The organism is Caballeronia sp. GAFFF2, assembly GCF_023631485.1.
Taxonomy (GTDB): Bacteria; Pseudomonadota; Gammaproteobacteria; order Burkholderiales; family Burkholderiaceae; genus Caballeronia.
The window spans coordinates 446,270-460,658 of sequence record NZ_JALQDA010000035.1 but is presented as its reverse complement, the minus strand read 5'-3'; the positions used below and the strand labels follow the sequence as shown (position 1 = coordinate 460,658).

The window sequence follows — 14,389 nt, the reverse complement described above, 5'->3', positions numbered from 1 at the left end:
CATTCGGCGCGGGAATCGTAGCACGCGGCCTAGAGCAGCTTCTCGCGCACCCACGCGCCGTTTTTCATCACGCCGGAGATGCGCTCGCCTTGCCCCGTCAAGACGCGAATGTCCTTGAGCGGATCGCCGTCGACGACGAGCAAATCCGCATACGCGCCCGCCGCGATCACGCCGAGCTTGCCCTGCATGTTGAGGATGTCCGCGCCCACGGCAGTGGCCTGGCGAATGGCTTCGAACGAGCCGACGATATCCGCGCGTATCGACAGTTCGTCGCTCTGATACTCGTGCATCTCGCCCAACAGATCCGTGCCGAGGCCCATTTTCACGCCGCGCTCGTGCAGCAGTTCGAGCGCCTTCAACCCTTGCACGCGCACCGCTTCGTTCTTTTCGAGCGACAAGGCCGAAATGCCGATCTGCGCGCCGACGCGGTTCATCGCGTCATAGACGACGAGCGTCGGCACCGCGAACGCGCCGTGTTCGGCCATGACATCGGCGGCTTCTTCATCGATGAGATTGCCGTGCTCGATGGTCCGCACTCCGAGCTTCACCACGCGCGCGATGGCTTTCGGCGTGTACGCATGCGCCATCACGTAGGTCTGATGCGACGCGGCTTCCTCGACGGCGGCCTTCACTTCATCGACGGAGAATTGCAGATTGCCGATAGGGTCCGTCGGCGACGCCACGCCACCCGACGCCATGATCTTGATGTGATGCGCCCCGGCGCGCATCTCTTCGCGCACGGCCTTGCGCATGGCATCGACGCCATCGACCACGCGGCCGATCGCGCCCATGTTGCGGCTGCAGCCGCACGGGTCCGGGTCGGAGTTGTCGAAGCGCTCGCGGAAGTCTCCATGACCGCCGGTTTGCGACAGCGCCTTGCCCGCGACGAACAAGCGCGGTCCCGCGATCACGTCTTCCTCGATTGCGCGCGACAACGCGTAATCCGCGCCGCCCGCGTCGCGCACGGAGGTGAAGCCGCGATTCAACATGCCCGCGAGAATGGGCACGGCGCGCAGCACGGCGAACGTGTTCGGCAAACGGCTGTTGTTGCCGAGATGCGCGACCGATGCAATGACATGCACATGGCAATCGATCAGGCCGGGCATCACCGTCTTGCCGCCGACATCGATCACTTGCGCGCCGCTCGCCTCTACCGGCTCGCGCGTGACTTCGCGGATGGTGTCGCCATCGATCACGACGGAATAGCGGCCGTCGTCGCGTTCGTGCTCCGCGTCCAGCACGCGTGCGTTCTTCAGAATCAGCATGACGTTATGCTCCTTTTCACTTCAGCAGGAATCCGTGGGCCAGGGGATCGCGGTCATCGACGAAGAGAGTGTTGTGGCCCGTGATGCGCGCCCAGCCTTCGATGGTCGGCACGATCGCGTCGTACTCGCCGACTCGCGCGGCCGATACCGGCACGCCTTCGAACAGCGTCCCGATGATGCTTTCATGCACGAAACGCTCGCCTATCTTCAAGCGCCCTTTCGCGACGAGTTGCGCCATGCGCGCCGAGGTTCCGGTGCCGCACGGCGAACGGTCGATGGCCTTGTCGCCATAGAACACCGCGTTGCGCGCGCTCGCGCCTTCGACTGTCGGCGCACCGGTCCACATGACGTGGCTGAGGCCGCGAATCTGCTCGCTTTCCGGGTGCACGAAGCTGTACTTCTCGTTGGCCTTCTGCCGCAGCAGCGGGCTCAGGCGCTGAATGTCCGATGGCTTGAGCGCGTGCAGACCTTCGAAATTGCGCTGCGGCTCGACGATCGCATAAAAATTGCCGCCATAAGCGACATCGAAACGAATCTCGCCTAAGCCTTCCACTTCGACGGAGAGGTCCTGCGAATGCAGATACGAAGGCACGTTGACGAGTTGCACCGAATCCACGTGTTCGCCGTTGACCCGATAACGCGCGATGACCACGCCCGCTGGCGTATCGAGCCGCAAGACGCCCGGCTCGCGCGGCCGCACAAGACCGTTTTCGATCGCCGTCGTCACCGTGCCGATGGTGCCGTGTCCGCACATCGGCAGACAGCCGCTGACTTCGATGAAGAGAATCGCGAGATCGCAGTCGTCGCGCGTCGGCGGATAGAGAATGCTGCCGGACATGACTTCGTGGCCGCGCGGCTCGAACATGAGCGCGGTGCGAATCCAGTCGAACTCGCGCAGAAAATGCGCGCGCCGCTCGATCATGTTCGCGCCGGCAAGCGGCGGCGCGCCGCCCGCGACGACGCGCACGGGGTTGCCGCACGTATGACCGTCGATACAGAAGAACGTGGACTTCACATTAGTGCTCCGTTCATTGAGCGAGCGCACGCACGTTGGCGAGCGCCTTCTCGACGATCGCGATCGTGCGCTGCCGCTCCTCGCCTTCGAGCACGAGACGCGGCGCCTTCACGTATTCCGGATAACCCGCCGTGATGTTTTCGGCGAGCTTGATGTATTGCACGAGTTTCACGTGCGTGTCCAGATGGAACAGGTCGATCAATGCCCGATACAGCGCACGCGCCTTGTCGTATTCGCCATTCACGGCGAGCTTGAGCAGTTCGACGGATTCGCGCGGCACCGCGTTGGCCATGCCCGATACCCAGCCCTTGACGCCGAGCGCGACCGATTCCAGCACGAGATCGTCCACGCCGCAGAACACGGTGAAGCGGTCGCCGAAGCGCGCATAGAGATCGGTGACGCGAGTCGTATCGTAGGTTTCTTCCTTGATCGCGACGACGTTGGCTTCGTCCTTCAATTGTTCGAGCAAGTCGGGCCGCATGTCCACGCCATACCCGCGCGGATTGTTGTAGATCATGAGGCCGAGCTTCGTCGAGCGCGCAATCGACCGATAGTATTCGACGGTTTCTCTATCGTCCGAGCGATAAGTGAGGCCCGGAAACACCATCAGGCCCTGCACGCCGATGGCTTCCGCATCCTTTGCGAACTGCATGGCGTTGGCCGTGTTCAGTTCGGCGAGACCGGAGATCACGGGCACGCGGCCGTTCACCGTTTCGACCGCGAGCTTGAGCACCGTGCGCTTTTCCTCGGGCGTGAGTTGCGCGTTCTCGCCGACCATGCCCATCATCACGACGCCGCCTACGCCGTTGTCGAGCAGACGATTCAGCCCGCTCACGATGGCGTCCTGATCGAGCGCGCCGGTAGCGGTGAGTTTGGTCGTGACCGCGGGGAAAACGCCTTGCCAGTTGACTTGCATCTCTTCTCTCCTGTCGTTTGGTCAGTGCTGAAAACGTGCGATGGAATAAGGTTCGAGGGGCACGCGCGGCATGCGCTCGCCGAGCACATCGGCGACGAGCGCGGCCGTGGTCGCCGATTGCGTCAGACCGAGATGGCCGTGTCCGAATGCATAGACCACGGATGGCGCGCGTGGCGAGACGCCGATTACCGGCAGCGAATCCGGCGTGGACGGGCGATGCCCCATCCAGTTGACCGCATCCGTTTCGTCGATATCGGGCAGAAAGCGCCGGCCGAGCGCAAGCAACGCCTCGCTGCGCCGATAGTTCGGCGGCGCGGCGAGCCCCGCGAATTCCGCCGCCCCGCCGATGCGCAAACCGATATCCAGCGGCGTCGCGACGAACTTGCGTTCCGCGAAGATCACTTCGCGCGACAACGCAATGCCGTGCCTGGGCAGCGTCGCGTTATAGCCGCGTTCGCTGTCGAGCAACACGCGGTCGCCGACAGACTTCGCAAGCGTCGCCGACCACGCGCCCGCCGCCACGACGATGCGGCGGCCGAAGACGCGGGAGCCGTCGTCGAGCAGAACGCCGTCGGCGGGTTCGAGCGCACGCGCGACGCCGGTCACGAAGCGCGCCCCCAACGCCATCACGCGTTCGCGCAGCAAGGTCACGAGCCGGCGCGGATCGCCAATATGCGACCAGTCGTCGAGAAACACGCCATGCCGGAACACCGGCGCAAGCGCTGGCTCGGCGGCGCGTACTTCGTCCTGATTCAGCGTATGCCAGCGCACGCCAAGTTCGCGCTTGAGCGCCCATTCGGGCTGATCGGCGGCGAAGGCCGCATCGGTCTCATAGACGGTAAGCGCGCCGCGTCGATACAGCATCGCGGTGGCGCCGATATCGTCGAACATCGGCAAGATGTCTTCGTATACGCGATTGTTGAGCCGCGAAAGCGCACGCGAGATGGCGTCGAACCGCGCGGGTTCGGCCGCGCGCCGAAACGCCATGAACCACGGCAGCGCGCTTGGCACGTGTTTCCAGTCGAGCGCGAGGGGCCCGAGCGGGTCCATCAGCCACTTGGCCGCTTGCGTGAACATGCCGTGCACGGCAATCGGCGTGTTCTCCGACACGGCGATACCGCCCGCGTTGCCGTGCGACGTGCGGTCGCCTTCGAAGTCGCGATCGATCAACGTCACGCTCGCGCCTTCGCAGAGCAGCGCCCACGCGCACGACAAACCAACGACGCCCGCGCCGACCACGATCACATCCGCTATTTCCTGCCGCGGCTGGCTCATGGCTTCGCGCGCGATTTGATGAGCTTGTCGTCGACGGCTTCGAGCCACGTGTCCGACAACGTGAAACCCGTCTGATAGCGGTCGGTCGGATCCACGCCCACTTGCGATATCGCGCTGATCCACGCCTGTCCCGCGACCACGGGCACGACTGCGGGCACATCGCCGAGTTGCGTCAGCGAATCGATACGGCTTTCGAAGCGCGAGCCGATGATCGATTCATGCACGAAGCGCTCGCCCGCTTCGATCAGCCCTTTCGCGTGCATCACCGCGAGCCGCGCCGATGTGCCGGTGCCACATGGCGAGCGGTCGCAGCGTCCGGGAGAGACGATCACGGTATTGCGCGAGGTCAGGACGCCGTTTTCGCGCCGCAAGGGCATGACGAATTCGGTCTGCGTGATGCCCTTGATGTTCGGGTTCAGCGGATGCGGCGACGGCAATTGCTCGGCCGCGGCGGCCTTGATCGTTTGCCCGAGCTCGCATAGTTGGCGCGCTTCGTCGGGCGTGATGGCAAAGCCGAGCTTTTGCGCATCGACGATGACATAGGTCATGCCGCCGTAGCCGACATCGACTGTCAGCGTGCCGACGCCTTCGACCTCGATCGTCTTGTCCAGATGGTTCGCGAAGGCCGGTTGATTGGTGAACTCGACTTGCGTCACCTTGCCGTTTTCGCAGCGGCAGCGCACGTGAATGAGACCGGCGGGCGCTTCGAGCACGAGTTCGGTGACGGGCTCGGTCATCGGCAGGATGCCGGTTTCGAGCAGCACGGTGGCCACGCAGATCGTGTTGGAACCGGACATCGCCGGATATTCGGTCGATTCCGCGATCACGTAGCCCATCTGCGCGCGCGGATCGGTCGGCGGCAATAGAAAGTTCACGCTCTGGTTGGCCGAACCGCGCGGCTCGAAAATGCAGATGCGGCGCAGGTCGTCGCGCACTTCTTCGAGATGCATCATCTTGTCGAACATGGTGGCGCCGGGCACGTCGAAGACGCCGCCCGTCACCACGTTGCCCACTTCGCCTTCGGCGTGGCAATTGACTACCGTGAGAGTTCTGCTCCAGCGCATGCGAAAGTCCTCATTGCAACGGTTGATGCGCCGTTTCCCGGATCGTCGCGACCGTGATCGTCGAGAGCAGCGCCGCGAGCATCACGAAGTACGCAGGCGAGACGGGCGAACCGGTGGCCTTGATGAGCGAGATCGAAATGACCGGCGCGAAGCCGCCGAACACCGCATTGGCGATGCCGTAGCCGATCGACATCCATGTCGTGCGGATCTTCGTCGGAAAGAGTTCGGAGAGCACGGCGGGGCCGACGCCCGAGAAGATGCCGATCAACACGCCGCCCAGCACCTGCACGAGACCGACGACCAGCGCGGACTTGTATTCGAGCATCAAGTGAAAAATCGGATAAGGCAGGATCAGGAACGCGACGCAGCCGATAGCGTAGATCGGTTTGCGTCCGACGCGGTCCGACAATGCGCCCCAAAACGGAATGGATGCCGTCATCGCGAAGAGCCCCGCCGTATTGAGCCAGAGCGCCGCCGACGAACTCATGCCCGCGTACTTCTGCGTGAACGACGGCAGATAGTTGAGCAACGTGTAGAGCGAGACCGTCCAAACGATCACGAGCCCGCAAGCTTGCAAGCCGAGCAGCGCGGGCGCGCGATGCGGCGGCGGCGCGACATCGCTTGCCTGCGCGAAAGCGGGCGTCTCTTCGCTGCGTTTGCGGATGATCCAGCCGATCGGCCCGATCACCACCGCGCCGATGATGAACGGCACGCGCCAGCCCCAGTCGAGCATGGCTTGCGAGGACAGCGTCGAGGTCATCAACGCGGCCGCGCCGGAGCCGAGCAGCGTGCCACCTAGCGTGCTGCATTGCTGGAAGCTGCCGTAGAAGCCGCGGCGGTTTTGCGGCGCCCATTCGACCAGAAACGCGACCGCGTTACCAAGCTCGCCGCCGACCGAAAGGCCTTGCAGCATGCGCGCGGCGATGAGCAGGATCGGCGCGTAGATGCCGATCGACGCATACGAAGGGATCAGCGCCATGAAGAGCGTGGCGGCGGCCATGAGCGGCATGACGAAGGTGAGCGTCCACTTGCGGCCTTTTTTGTCGCCGAGCCATCCGAAGATGATCGCGCCGAGCGGACGCGCCGCGAAGCCGAGACCAAACGCGCCGAAGGTGCCGAGCAAGGCGGCGAACTCGTCGCCGGCCGGAAACATGACCTTGGCGATGACGGTGGCGAGAAACGCGTATGTCCCGAAGTCGAACCATTCGAGCACGTTGCCGACGACAGCGGCGGTGACGGCGCGACTGGTTTGCGTTCTAGATGGTGCTCGGGCGGTGTCGCTGGTGGCGTATGCGCCGGCGACGGTCTGCGCTTGGTCGGTCATGGTGGCTCCCGGGGCGGTCGGTTCGAAGGCGAAACGGGATGCGGCTGAGGGGCATTCTGAACCAGAAAGTTTTATGAATCAAGGATTTTGGATCCAATATAAAAGAACGATCGATCCTTTAACGCCAGCGCGCTCGCACATTCCGCAGGCATATCTGATTCAAAGTGTTGCTGCGGCTTGCGGAACCTTTACTTCGCGCGTCCAATGCCCGGGGTTGCCGGGGGCGTTCATCGACAAACCATAGCTTGGCATTACTTAGAATAACGAGATAGAGAGAAATGAAGCCCATTTTTGGGGATGGCAACGCGAAGCCTTTTCACCTCGCGACAGACGACACGCGCGGCGATGCATCGCCGTCATCGGCGCCGGTCCTGCGTGACGCGGCTAAAACGGTTCGCGAAGCCTCGGCCGAACTACTCACGGACGATCAGATCGACCAGCTTGGCGCCACGGCCGGCGAGCGCGTCGCCAGCCTTTCGCAGCGTCTTCTGTCCGAGGCGCGTGCCTCCGACGCCGATCACTTTGGCGAGTTGCTCAACAACCTGATCGTGACCGCCAAGGGCCTCGACCCTGCTTCCATCCAAAAACGCGGCCTGGCCGGGAAACTAGTGTCGATGTTCAGATCGACCCGGGAACAGTTGCTCGCCCAGTTCGATTCAGTGGAGAAGCGCATCGGTACGCTCGTCGTCGAGCTGGAGGCCACGGCGAGCCGGCAGAACCGCGATATCGCGGAACTGGATCAGATGTACGCGGACAACTACGAAACGTTCCGCCAGTTCGAAGCGGCCAAGGCGCATGGCGAGGCTTCGCTCGAGTCGTACCGCGTGGCGCTTGCTCAAGAGCCTCAAGCCGGCGACGCGTTCGCCGCGCAACGCATGATGGACACGCGTCGCCGCGCAAACGCACTGGCGCAAAAAATCGACGACTTGAGCCGCGCCATGCTGATGGCCGAACAACTCGCGCCGCAGATCCGCATGGAGCAGGATCACAAGCGAACGCTCATTTCCAAGTTCGGCACGGCGAAAACCGTGTTGATTCCCGCGTGGACCAACGCGTTCTCGCTCTACATCAAGCAACTGAGTTCGAAGAAGGCGGCCGACCTCGCGAACGCCACATTCGATGCCGCCGACATGGCGCTACGCGCGCAGGCCGACCAGCTGCATGCCAACGCCGGCGCGGTGACGAGACTGGCGGAGCGTCCCGTCATCGCGACCGAAACCTTCGAATACACGCAGCAGAAGTTGTTCGCCGCGCTCGACGAAATGGCAAAGATCATCGACGAAGGCCAACGCAAACGCAAAGCCGACGAACCGCGGCTACGCAAGCTCGAGCAGGATCTCATCGCCCGGTTCAACGACCGTAACCACTAAAAGAAAAATCTCGCATGTCCATCATCAACCTCAATAAACCGGCCCTCGCTGCGCGCGCCGACAGCGTTTCGATCATCCTGAGCAAGCGTAGCCTGCCGCGTCCGCCCGTCGTGCGAGTAGCGGCGGCGCTGGACATCTCGGGTTCAGCGAAGGGTCTGTACGAATCCGGGATCATCCAGGAAACGCATGACCGCATGCTTGGCATCGCCATGAAGTTCGATGACAACGGCGAAATCGATACCTGGACCTTCACTGACACCTTCGACCGCCTGCCAACGGCGACGCCCGAAAACTATGGCGCCTATATCACCGAAGAGGTGATGAAGAATGCGTCGGTGCGCAAGTGGGGCGCGACGGAATACGCGCCTGTGATGACGGATATCGTCAATTTCTTCTTCGCGGCGGCAGCGCCCGATGCGAACGACAAGCCTGGCTTTTTCCGCCGGCTATTCGGCGCGCCGCAGAACGACGTCACCGTCGCGAATGCCGCACCCGCCAACAACATGCCCGTGTGGGTCCTGTTCGTGACGGATGGACAGAACCCTGCTTTCGACCGCGCGCGCGTCTGGAAGCTGCTGCGCGAGACGCAGAAGTTCCCGATCTACTGGTCGCTCATCGGCGTGGGTAATCCCGACGAATTCGCCTTCCTCGAAGAAGTCGCCGAGCAATTGCCGAATGCAGGCTTCCTGCATCTCGAATCGCTCGACATCTCCGATCAGGCGATCTACGAGCAACTCATTACCGAGGAATTCTGTGACTGGGTGCGCGGTAAGTAAGCGATTCATCCCGGCCATTTTTTCTCTCGAGCAATACATGATCAAGCAATTCAAAATCCCGTTCGCGTTGACGTTCATCGCGCTCGTGCTCGCATTCCTGATCGGCGGCGTGAAGGACATGATCCTTGTGGCCGTGCTGTGCGTGCTCGAAGTCTCCCTCTCACTCGATAACGCCGTGGCCAACGCGGCCGTCCTGCGCAACTGGTCGGACAAGTGGCGCGACCGTTTCATGACGTTCGGCCTGCCGGTCGCCGTGATCGGCATGCGGCTGCTGTTTCCGCTGCTGATCGTCGCGGTGGCGGGCGGCATCGGCTTGTGGCAGGCCGCCAGGCTCGCGCTCGAAGCGCCGGATCAGTACGCCGCCATTCTGACTTCGGCGCATCACGAAGTCTCGGCGTTCGGCGGCGCGTTTCTCTTGATGGTGTTCTTCGGCTTCATGTTCAACGCCGACAAGGAAGAACACTGGATCGAGGTCATCGAGAAGCCCTTCGCGCGACTGGGCCGCCTCTCTGCGATTGAAGTGGCGCTGACGCTCGGCATCATCGCGCTCGTTTCCACCCAGTTGCCGGACGGCGAGCGCGCATCGTTTCTGCTGGCGGGCGGCGGCGGCGTCATCGCCTTCATCGTCGCGCATGGCGTCGGCGATCTGGTCGGCGGCGACGCGACCGGCGAACGGATCGTGCGCGAAGGCGTCGCGGGTTTCATGTACCTCGAAGTACTCGATTCGTCGTTCAGCTTCGACGGCGTGATCGGCGCATTCGCCCTGACCAACAACATCTTCCTGATTGCGCTCGGACTCGGCGTGGGCGCGGCTTATATCCGTCAGATGACGCTGATCCTGCTCAAGAAAGGAACGCTTGCGCAATATCGCTTTCTGGAACACGGCGCGTTCTGGGCGATCGGCGCGCTTGCGGCAATCATGCTGTGCGTCAACGTCGACGTTCCGGAAGTAGTCACGGGGCTAATCGGCGCATGCACGATCGGCGTTGCGGTCGTCAGTTCGATCATCGTGCAACGTCGCGAAGTCACGCGCGACGCGACTTCCGACAACCCTGCTTCCTGATCCAGACGCGCCGCCCAGAATCGCGGCGCGATCCAAAACCTTCAAACGAGAGCAAGTAATCCATGTCAATGATCAATCTGTCCAAAGGCGGCCGGATCAACCTGTCGAAAGAAGCGCCGCACGCAAGCAAGTTCCGCATCGGCCTGGGGTGGGACGCCAATGCCACCGATACCGGCGACAACTTCGACCTCGACGTCTCCGTTTTCCTGTGCAAATACGACGAACAGAGCAATCCGAAGCTCTTGTCGCAGAAGCACTTCATCTTCTACAACACGGAAATTCGCACGCTCGACCGCGAAACCACGTTTTTCCAGCCCGGCGACGAATGGCCACGAAAGGGCATGTCGTCGTCCGAGTGTCTCGGCGTCGTGCACAGCGGCGACAATCAAACCGGTAGCGGCGGTGGCGACGACGAAGTCATCTTCATCGACAGCAAAAAACTCGACGCTGCGGTAGACGAAATTTCGGTCGTCGTGACGATCGATCGCGCAGCGGAGCGCAAGCAGAACTTCGGACAGGTTCGCAACAGCTACATCGAAATCTCCGAGGAAGATACCGGCAAGGTGCTCGCCCGTTATCCGCTCGAAGAAGATTTCTCGCTGGAAACCGCCGTGCAGGTGGGAAGCTTCTATCGTCGCGACGGACAGTTCATGTTCAAGGCCGTCGGCATGGGCTACAACCGTGGGCTCGCGGATTTCGTCGCCGCTTATGGCGGCCGCGTCGACCGCGCCTGAAACGGAGATTTGTCATGGCGTGGCGTTACCGGCAAGAGTATGCGAATGTCCAGTGAACCCGGACCGCTGAGCTTCCCGGACACACCGGGCACGTTGCAAGTCGACGATTCCCGAGCCGACCGCAGTCCCGATGCGCGCAGCAACGTCGTCCGTGAGCCATCCGTGCGCCCGCTTTTTGTGTCGCGCGAGGAGCGCGCCGCGAGCGCACCGCAAAGCTTGGGCGAGCCGGGAAAGACGCTCTTCGGAGAAGCTGGCCATCCGTTGCTGAACCAGTGTTTCGAGTGCGCGCGCCAACAGTTTCCCGGCCTGTATCCTCGACAGCAGGCACGCATCGAACGCGCGATTCGCCGGCTCGTACCGCCACGGCTCGAACACATCGTCGTCATGGCCGAAGCGCCGTTGCATGCATGCGGCGAGGCTGTCGAAACGTTCACCCGCATGATGCGCGACTTCGCTGAACTGGATGGCGCCGGCCTGATGCGCGACCTGCTCGAGCGTGCTGCACATAGACCCGGTCTGATCGACCGCCTGACAGGCCGATACCTGGGCACGGAAACGCCGGAACTGGATTTTCGCGGCCTCCTGACCACGCTCAAGACTTCGTTGCACTCGTTTCCAGCGCGCGTGAAGTCGTCGCGGCAACACATCGCGGAAGCGCACGACGGTCTGGCTATCGGTCTTGCCGCCTTGAGCGCCGTCGCCGATTTGCCGGAGCCCTGGGACACCGCGAGCGCCGCGCGCGCATTGCTCGATCGCCGCGCGATGGTGCGTCAGGCGTTTCAGCAACTCGAACTGTTGTCCCTGCAAGTCGATGCGTTCGAAACCGATGTTGTCGATCTGCTTTCGCGCGCCGATCAACTGATGAACGTGACCCTCCCCGCCGCCCTGGCTGCGCGGTCGCAGCCCAAGCGTTGAGAAACGAGCGTTTTACATGGAGCCTTCGATGTCCAAGCAACACCGCACCGTCGCCGCATTCGATTTCGACGGCACCATTACCACCGGCGACAGCCTCAAGGCTTTCGTGCTGCACACCGTCGGGCCGATTCGTTTCGCCACATCGGCCATATGGGCGGCGCCGGCGCTGGCAGGCATGGCAATAGGCCGATGCGACCGCGGAACCGCGAAGGCCGAGTATTTGAAGTACGCTCTGAAACACGTCTCGCGCGATGCGCTACAACTCGCTGCCCAAAGCTTCTGTGCCACGCGCCTGCCGGCCATGATCCGGCCGGAGATGATCGAACGCGTGCGGCAACATCAGGCGCTTGGGCACGAGGTGGTGATCGTGAGCGCGTCGCCTTCTCTGTATCTTCGTCTCTGGGCGCAGACCATTGGAATCGGCACGGTGCTGTCGACCGAACTGGAATTGACGGAATCGGGATACGCGGGCCGGTTCATCGGCGCCAATTGCTGGGGGCCGGAGAAAGTCGAGCGTCTGAAGGCATGGTGGGGCGCATATCGCCCAATGACCTTGTATGCCTATGGCGACAGCGCGGGCGACAAGGAGATGGCCGAAGCCGCCGACATTCCATGGATTCGCGGATGCGGCGCCTTGCCGACCTTGCCAGCCCTGAGCGATACTCATTATTAAGACAGCGCGGGAATCGGCAGGCGATCTCCGACCGCTATACTTCGTCCCGCTTTTTCGTTCCGCTTATTCGTTCCGCTTTCCGCACCACCTGTTCGCATCGAAGGACCCCGCATGACCGCCCTGCCCCCGTGCCCCCAATGCCATTCCGAATTCACCTACGAAGACGGCAAGCTCTTCATTTGCCCCGAATGCGCGCATGAATGGTCGGCCGATGAATCTCCCGCCGCCGAAGCCGAAACGAAGGTTTATCGCGATTCGGCGGGCAACATTCTGCAAGACGGCGACACCGTCACCATCATCAAGGATCTCAAGCTGAAGGGCTCGTCCGGCGTACTCAAGATGGGTACGAAGGTCAAGAACATCCGCCTTGTCGATAGCGATCACGATATCGATTGCAAGATCGACGGCTTCGGCGCCATGAGTCTCAAGTCCGAATTCGTCAAGAAGATCTGAGCGCGCACGTCGTGGACGAGGTGCGCCTTACCTCGTCCGCATGCCGCTAGCCGGCACGCGGCGCGCCAACTCCGCCAGGCCGATACAAAACGCGAGCCACGCGCCGCCCGAGGCGAATCCGCCCGCGACATCCGTCAGAAAATGCACGCCGATCACCACGCGGCTCGTGCCGATCAGCAGCACTAGAAGACAGGTCGAAGCGACGATGAGGGCATCGCCGCCGCGCGAGGCGACGCGCATCAGCACATAGGCGCACATGCCGTAGCAGACCATCGATCCGAACGAATGGCCGCTCGGAAACGAATAGCTCTCGGGCAACGGCACGAGCGCGCCGATGGGCCGCTCGCGATGCATCGACAGCTTGAGCACGCGATTGAGCAGACCGCCCAGGCTCGTCGTCGCGATCAGAAAGAGCGCCAGTCCGAAGTGCCGCTTCCACGCCAGCGCCACGCAGACGAGCGCGCACAACAACGCCAGGAACAGCGGATCGCCGAGATGCGTCAAGCGCGCGAAGCTCTGCGCGGCCAGCGGCGGCACGCCTTTGCGAATGCTATCGAGCAGAAGCTGATCGGCGCTCGAAAACGCCTCGCCGCGCTCGACGCGCGTCGCGATTGCCGCGAACACCATTACGCCGCATGCAAGCGGAACCAGCGCCGCGAACACGACGAGCGTCCTCTGCGTGGGCGGTTCGCGCGTGTCGAGCACGCGCACGAACGCGCTCCAGGCGAGCGCCGCGCCAAGCGGCGCCGCCACGAGCACGAACGCGATGACCCACAACGCGTGAGCTTCTGCAAAGCCTGCATAGTCCATCGATCGACAACCTCCGTTTGATTCGACTTGGCTAGACGTTCTACCATGCCTGCCGCCGATGGAAATTAGGACGGACTAAGTCGAGCTTCGGATTCGCCCTACGGGTACTCCCGGAGTTGATTGAATCTCACACCCACGCTGACAAATCGTCGATTCCTCATCGCGCGACGCCCGCCGCAAAATCGGTTCATCCTCAACGTAACGCAAAGGATTGGAGTCCATGCGAAAGAATCTGTATATCGGCGAAGGCTTCGAGGGACCGGGCGTGAATCTCGCCCATATCAACGTGCTGGTCGGTCCGCGCGACGGTCCCGCCGGTCAGGCCTTCGCCACCGCGCTCGCGACGCCATCGGCCGGGCACGCGCCCTTCGTCGTGATCGCACGGCCCGGCGTGCCGACCAAGCCGCTCACGCTCTACGTGAACAAGGCGCCGATCGACGGCGACTTCCACGGCAACGCGACCTGGGGCGCATCGCAGGCCGGCATAGCGAAAGCCGTGGCCGAAGCGCTCGAACAAGGCACGCTGCCGCCCGAGGCGGAGAACGAGTGGGTGGTCGTATCGGCGAACTGGGTGAATCCCAAGACCGACGATCTCGACGCCGTCTTCGAGAACAACTATCGCGCGTGCAGGAACGCAATCGTCGCGGCCATGGAAGGCCTGCCGTATCGACATGCCGTGTTCGAGGCGGCGCGCGATGTCTCGAATCCGTTCTACACGCCGAAGAAGCGCTGAGGA

At 62.7% G+C, this 14,389-nt stretch carries 15 protein-coding genes; 8 read left to right on the top strand and 7 right to left on the bottom strand.

Features of this window, described 5'->3' with window-relative positions; translation table 11 throughout:
* Window positions 1-29 precede the first annotated feature (29 nt).
* The 6 genes from NCT04_RS28225 to NCT04_RS28200 are packed head-to-tail and all read right to left on the bottom strand — an operon-like array spanning window position 30 to window position 6,859.
* Window positions 30-1,265: a metal-dependent hydrolase family protein gene (locus NCT04_RS28225; protein ID WP_250469113.1), complete on the bottom strand. Its 1,236-nt coding sequence runs from the start codon at window positions 1,263-1,265 to the stop codon at window positions 30-32.
* 16 nt (window positions 1,266-1,281) lie between these two features.
* On the bottom strand, window positions 1,282-2,280 hold the full coding sequence (locus NCT04_RS28220) for a 4-hydroxyproline epimerase (RefSeq protein ID WP_250469111.1): 999 nt from the start codon (window positions 2,278-2,280) through the stop codon (window positions 1,282-1,284).
* A 13-nt stretch (window positions 2,281-2,293) separates the two neighbouring features.
* Window positions 2,294-3,196 carry a dihydrodipicolinate synthase family protein gene (locus tag NCT04_RS28215; RefSeq protein ID WP_250469109.1) on the bottom strand — a complete coding sequence of 301 codons (903 nt, stop codon included), beginning with the start codon at window positions 3,194-3,196 and terminating at the stop codon, window positions 2,294-2,296.
* A 21-nt stretch (window positions 3,197-3,217) separates the two neighbouring features.
* A complete protein-coding gene (locus NCT04_RS28210) occupies window positions 3,218-4,471 on the bottom strand; it encodes an NAD(P)/FAD-dependent oxidoreductase (RefSeq protein WP_250469107.1) in 1,254 nt (417 codons plus the stop codon).
* The gene (locus NCT04_RS28205; protein WP_244829787.1) at window positions 4,468-5,535 is read right to left on the bottom strand and encodes a proline racemase family protein; all 1,068 of its coding nucleotides are present in this window, start codon (window positions 5,533-5,535) and stop codon (window positions 4,468-4,470) included. Before NCT04_RS28205 ends, NCT04_RS28210 begins: the two co-directional genes overlap by 4 nt.
* Window positions 5,536-5,545: 10 nt before the next feature.
* Entirely contained in the window at window positions 5,546-6,859 is a 1,314-nt protein-coding gene (locus NCT04_RS28200) for an MFS transporter (protein WP_250469105.1), read from the bottom strand.
* 278 nt (window positions 6,860-7,137) lie between these two features.
* On the opposite strand from NCT04_RS28200, the gene NCT04_RS28195 reads away from it, so the two are divergent.
* From NCT04_RS28195 to NCT04_RS28165, 7 genes are all read left to right on the top strand, one after another.
* On the top strand, window positions 7,138-8,229 hold the full coding sequence (locus NCT04_RS28195) for a toxic anion resistance protein (RefSeq protein ID WP_244829791.1): 1,092 nt from the start codon (window positions 7,138-7,140) through the stop codon (window positions 8,227-8,229).
* A gap of 14 nt (window positions 8,230-8,243) precedes the next feature.
* The gene (locus NCT04_RS28190; RefSeq protein WP_250469103.1) at window positions 8,244-9,005 is read left to right on the top strand and encodes a VWA domain-containing protein; all 762 of its coding nucleotides are present in this window, start codon (window positions 8,244-8,246) and stop codon (window positions 9,003-9,005) included.
* Between the two features lie 37 nt (window positions 9,006-9,042).
* Window positions 9,043-10,068 carry a DUF475 domain-containing protein gene (locus NCT04_RS28185; protein WP_250469101.1) on the top strand — a complete coding sequence of 342 codons (1,026 nt, stop codon included), beginning with the start codon at window positions 9,043-9,045 and terminating at the stop codon, window positions 10,066-10,068.
* Between the two features lie 68 nt (window positions 10,069-10,136).
* A complete protein-coding gene (locus NCT04_RS28180; protein WP_244831020.1) occupies window positions 10,137-10,802 on the top strand; it encodes a TerD family protein in 666 nt (221 codons plus the stop codon).
* Window positions 10,803-10,847: 45 nt separating this feature from the next.
* Window positions 10,848-11,717 (top strand): hypothetical protein, encoded by an 870-nt coding sequence (locus NCT04_RS28175; protein ID WP_250469100.1) that lies wholly within the window; start codon window positions 10,848-10,850, stop codon window positions 11,715-11,717.
* Window positions 11,718-11,745: 28 nt separating this feature from the next.
* Window positions 11,746-12,390, top strand: a complete 645-nt coding sequence (locus tag NCT04_RS28170; protein WP_250469098.1) for an HAD family hydrolase — start codon at window positions 11,746-11,748, stop codon at window positions 12,388-12,390.
* A gap of 111 nt (window positions 12,391-12,501) precedes the next feature.
* Complete coding sequence (locus NCT04_RS28165; protein WP_244829803.1) at window positions 12,502-12,843, top strand: zinc ribbon domain-containing protein YjdM; 342 nt, start codon at window positions 12,502-12,504, stop codon at window positions 12,841-12,843.
* Window positions 12,844-12,870: 27 nt separating this feature from the next.
* Here NCT04_RS28165 and NCT04_RS28160 read toward each other — a convergent pair whose 3' ends face one another.
* A complete protein-coding gene (locus tag NCT04_RS28160; RefSeq protein ID WP_250469096.1) occupies window positions 12,871-13,653 on the bottom strand; it encodes a phosphatase PAP2 family protein in 783 nt (260 codons plus the stop codon).
* Window positions 13,654-13,873: 220 nt separating this feature from the next.
* On the opposite strand from NCT04_RS28160, the gene fae reads away from it, so the two are divergent.
* Window positions 13,874-14,386: a formaldehyde-activating enzyme gene (gene fae, locus NCT04_RS28155; RefSeq protein WP_244829806.1), complete on the top strand. Its 513-nt coding sequence runs from the start codon at window positions 13,874-13,876 to the stop codon at window positions 14,384-14,386.
* Window positions 14,387-14,389 lie beyond the last annotated feature (3 nt).

Coding starts and splice junctions, on each gene's coding strand:
- NCT04_RS28210 (WP_250469107.1), bottom strand. CDS start 4,471: ATGAGCCAGCCGCGGCAGGAAATAGCGGATGTGATCGTGGTCGGCGCG.
- NCT04_RS28175 (WP_250469100.1), top strand. CDS start 10,848: ATGTCCAGTGAACCCGGACCGCTGAGCTTCCCGGACACACCGGGCACG.
- NCT04_RS28190 (WP_250469103.1), top strand. CDS start 8,244: ATGTCCATCATCAACCTCAATAAACCGGCCCTCGCTGCGCGCGCCGAC.
- NCT04_RS28160 (WP_250469096.1), bottom strand. CDS start 13,653: ATGGACTATGCAGGCTTTGCAGAAGCTCACGCGTTGTGGGTCATCGCG.
- NCT04_RS28180 (WP_244831020.1), top strand. CDS start 10,137: ATGATCAATCTGTCCAAAGGCGGCCGGATCAACCTGTCGAAAGAAGCG.
- NCT04_RS28205 (WP_244829787.1), bottom strand. CDS start 5,535: ATGCGCTGGAGCAGAACTCTCACGGTAGTCAATTGCCACGCCGAAGGC.
- NCT04_RS28195 (WP_244829791.1), top strand. CDS start 7,138: ATGAAGCCCATTTTTGGGGATGGCAACGCGAAGCCTTTTCACCTCGCG.
- NCT04_RS28185 (WP_250469101.1), top strand. CDS start 9,043: ATGATCAAGCAATTCAAAATCCCGTTCGCGTTGACGTTCATCGCGCTC.
- NCT04_RS28225 (WP_250469113.1), bottom strand. CDS start 1,265: ATGCTGATTCTGAAGAACGCACGCGTGCTGGACGCGGAGCACGAACGC.
- NCT04_RS28165 (WP_244829803.1), top strand. CDS start 12,502: ATGACCGCCCTGCCCCCGTGCCCCCAATGCCATTCCGAATTCACCTAC.
- fae (WP_244829806.1), top strand. CDS start 13,874: ATGCGAAAGAATCTGTATATCGGCGAAGGCTTCGAGGGACCGGGCGTG.
- NCT04_RS28215 (WP_250469109.1), bottom strand. CDS start 3,196: ATGCAAGTCAACTGGCAAGGCGTTTTCCCCGCGGTCACGACCAAACTC.
- NCT04_RS28170 (WP_250469098.1), top strand. CDS start 11,746: ATGTCCAAGCAACACCGCACCGTCGCCGCATTCGATTTCGACGGCACC.
- NCT04_RS28200 (WP_250469105.1), bottom strand. CDS start 6,859: ATGACCGACCAAGCGCAGACCGTCGCCGGCGCATACGCCACCAGCGAC.